The organism is Arthrobacter sp. 05L45_2 (assembly GCF_056397525.1).
Window position 1 is genome coordinate 1 of the sequence record NZ_JBFTNO010000295.1, and the last position, 2,380, is coordinate 2,380.

The window sequence follows — 2,380 nt, forward strand, 5'->3', positions numbered from 1 at the left end:
GCTCAAGGGTGTCCAACCGCAGCACCTGGACCTCGTGACCAACGTTGGCGTGATCCGGTCGCTGCGGCACCACAAGCACCTGTTCAACACCCTGGCGGACGCCGTGGAACACGCCCGCAGCCATGTGGCGCGGAACGCCGCTGCTAGCGCTTGAGGTTCTTCCGGATGGTCTGGCCGCGGACCACGATGCCGGCGACGTGCAGGATGAGGCCGAGGCCGATGACGCCGAGGGAGGCGAACGCCAGGCCCTGGTTGCCGGTGTTGTTGCCGACGAGGTTCAGGATGATGCCCGCGGCGATCAACCCCATGGCGCTAAAAACGAGCACCTTGTAGGACGTTGGCGCGGCGGCCCAGAATTCGTTCAGCACCGTGCCAGTCTACCGGCGGCCGCGGGGCACCCCTCGACGCGGGTTGTTCCTGGCGCCCCGGATATTACTTGCCGACGCGGGAATACCCGGTGCGTCCGGAATTTTGCGCGGCACCGGGGATTTAGCGCGTCGCCGGGTATTTTGCGGCTCAGAACAACGCCGGCTGCAYGGCCGGGACCGCCGAGCCGTGGTCGCCCAGTTCGACGGTGCGGGCCTTCAGGGCGCCAAGGTTGACGACGAACCCGAGGTCCGAGCCGTCGAGTTCGGCCAGGGCCACGCTGCCGCTCAGCGACGCGATAAAGAACCCGTGGGCGCCGGAGTGGAGGTCGTGCGGGTAGGCGTGCCGGTCCGCCGGGGCGCAGGCCTTGTCCGCCAGCGCGGGACGCTGCCATTGTTCGTCCACCACCGAGAATCCGCCGCTGTCGTCACCGCGCAGCAGGGCCCGGACGCTGGCCACGTGCCGGGCATTCAGCTCGTCCAGCACGACGGCGGACGGCGGCGCGGTCAGGCCGGCGGCCTTGGCGGCCGAGCGGACCTGCTGCGGGAGCCCGGCGTCGCGCGTCACCCGGTCCTCCAGGACCCTGACCACCCGGCCGTCGGCGGCGCGGGCGACGTAGCGGGCGACGACGGCGCCCTGCTCCGCGAGCCGGTGCCACTTCCGCAGGTCGGAGGCGGTGCCCACCTTGCTGGCGCCGTTGGCGAAGGTCGCGATGTAGAGCCAGTGCGGCTGCATCAGGTAGGCACGCAGTCCGGGCGGGACGCGGCCGCCGCGGTGGAAGTCGTGGATCAGCCTTGAATCGTCCAGGGCGAAGCACGCTCCGCACTGGGCGCCGCGGACCGCCGCTTCTCGCTCCGGGCACACCACGTGGTCCCGGTCCGCGGGTCCGTGGACTTTGTGGTGGCCCAGGCATTGCTTACCGTCGGCGGCGGAGCGGAACCCCAGCCGGGTCCCGGCGTCGAGCGTGACGTCGGTGAAGACGCCGGCAGCGTCCTGCAGGCGCAGGACGGCCCGGCCCGCACCGGACGGCCCCGCAGGCAGCGGAGGCGCTCCGGCAAGTGCCGGGTGATCCCAAAAGACCCCGTGGACCAGATAGCGGGTATCGGTCACGGGGTCTCCTTGGTGGGACAGGGAACCGGCTACAGGGCCGGCTGCACCCCAAAGGCTACAGCGAGCTTCATGATCTTCTCGGCGCGGCCCAGGCGCGGCAGGTCGGACCCGTCCCGGATGACGCGGCCGTTGGCTTCGAAATCGGCCATAAAGTCCGTGGCCCAGGCGACATCGGACGGCGTGGGGCTGATGACCTCGTTGATCACGCTGGTCTGGTCGATCGCGAGGCAGAGCTTGCCGGTCATGCCCATCATCACCGTGATGCCGGTCTGCTCACGCAGGATCGGGTGGTTGGTGCCGACGGTTGGGCCGTCGATGGGGCCCGGCAGGTTGCCGACGCGGCTGGCAACAACCAGCTTGGCGCGCGGGTAGGCCATCGCCTCGGGGGTGGCCGCCATGCCGGTGTCGCGGCGGAAGTCGCCGGAACCGAAGGCCAGCCGGAAGACGCCCTGGGCCTTGGCGATGTGGTTGGCTTCCTCGATGCCGACGGCGGACTCGACGAGCGCCACCACGGGGGTCTTGCCGTCCATGCGGTGGAAGCTTTCGGTGACCTGGTCCGCGGACTCGGTTTTGGCGAGCATCACGCCGAGCAGTCCCGGGGTGCCGCGGAGGCCGGCGAGGTCGTCAGCCCAGAAGGGGCTGGTGGCGTCGTTGATCCGGACCCAGGCGCTGCCGCCGGCGGTCAGCCAGTCGACTACGTGCTCGCGGGCGGCGTCTTTCTGGGAGGGATCCACCGCGTCTTCGATGTCGAGGATGATSGCGTCSGCGCGGGACTCCGCCGACTGKCCGAAGAGTTCCGGCTTCATGGCGTTGACCAGCAGCCAGGAGCGGGCGATTTCGGCCGGGACATTGCGCTGGGGCCGGACGATCCCGGCGGTGGTGGTAGAGGTCATGCCTCTACGCT

General features: G+C 70.1%; 3 protein-coding genes. All 3 read right to left on the minus strand.

Features of this window, described 5'->3' with window-relative positions:
• Nucleotides 1–143 precede the first annotated feature (143 nt).
• Nucleotides 144–368, minus strand: coding sequence for a DUF3188 domain-containing protein (locus tag AC1DHD_RS15615; protein ID WP_476880586.1), 225 nt, complete (start codon nucleotides 366–368; stop codon nucleotides 144–146).
• A gap of 148 nt (nucleotides 369–516) precedes the next feature.
• Nucleotides 517–1,476 carry a DUF2797 domain-containing protein gene (locus AC1DHD_RS15620; protein ID WP_476880587.1) on the minus strand — a complete coding sequence of 320 codons (960 nt, stop codon included), beginning with the start codon at nucleotides 1,474–1,476 and terminating at the stop codon, nucleotides 517–519.
• A gap of 29 nt (nucleotides 1,477–1,505) precedes the next feature.
• Nucleotides 1,506–2,369: an HpcH/HpaI aldolase/citrate lyase family protein gene (locus AC1DHD_RS15625; protein ID WP_476880588.1), complete on the minus strand. Its 864-nt coding sequence runs from the start codon at nucleotides 2,367–2,369 to the stop codon at nucleotides 1,506–1,508.
• Between the last annotated feature and the right edge of the window lie 11 nt (nucleotides 2,370–2,380).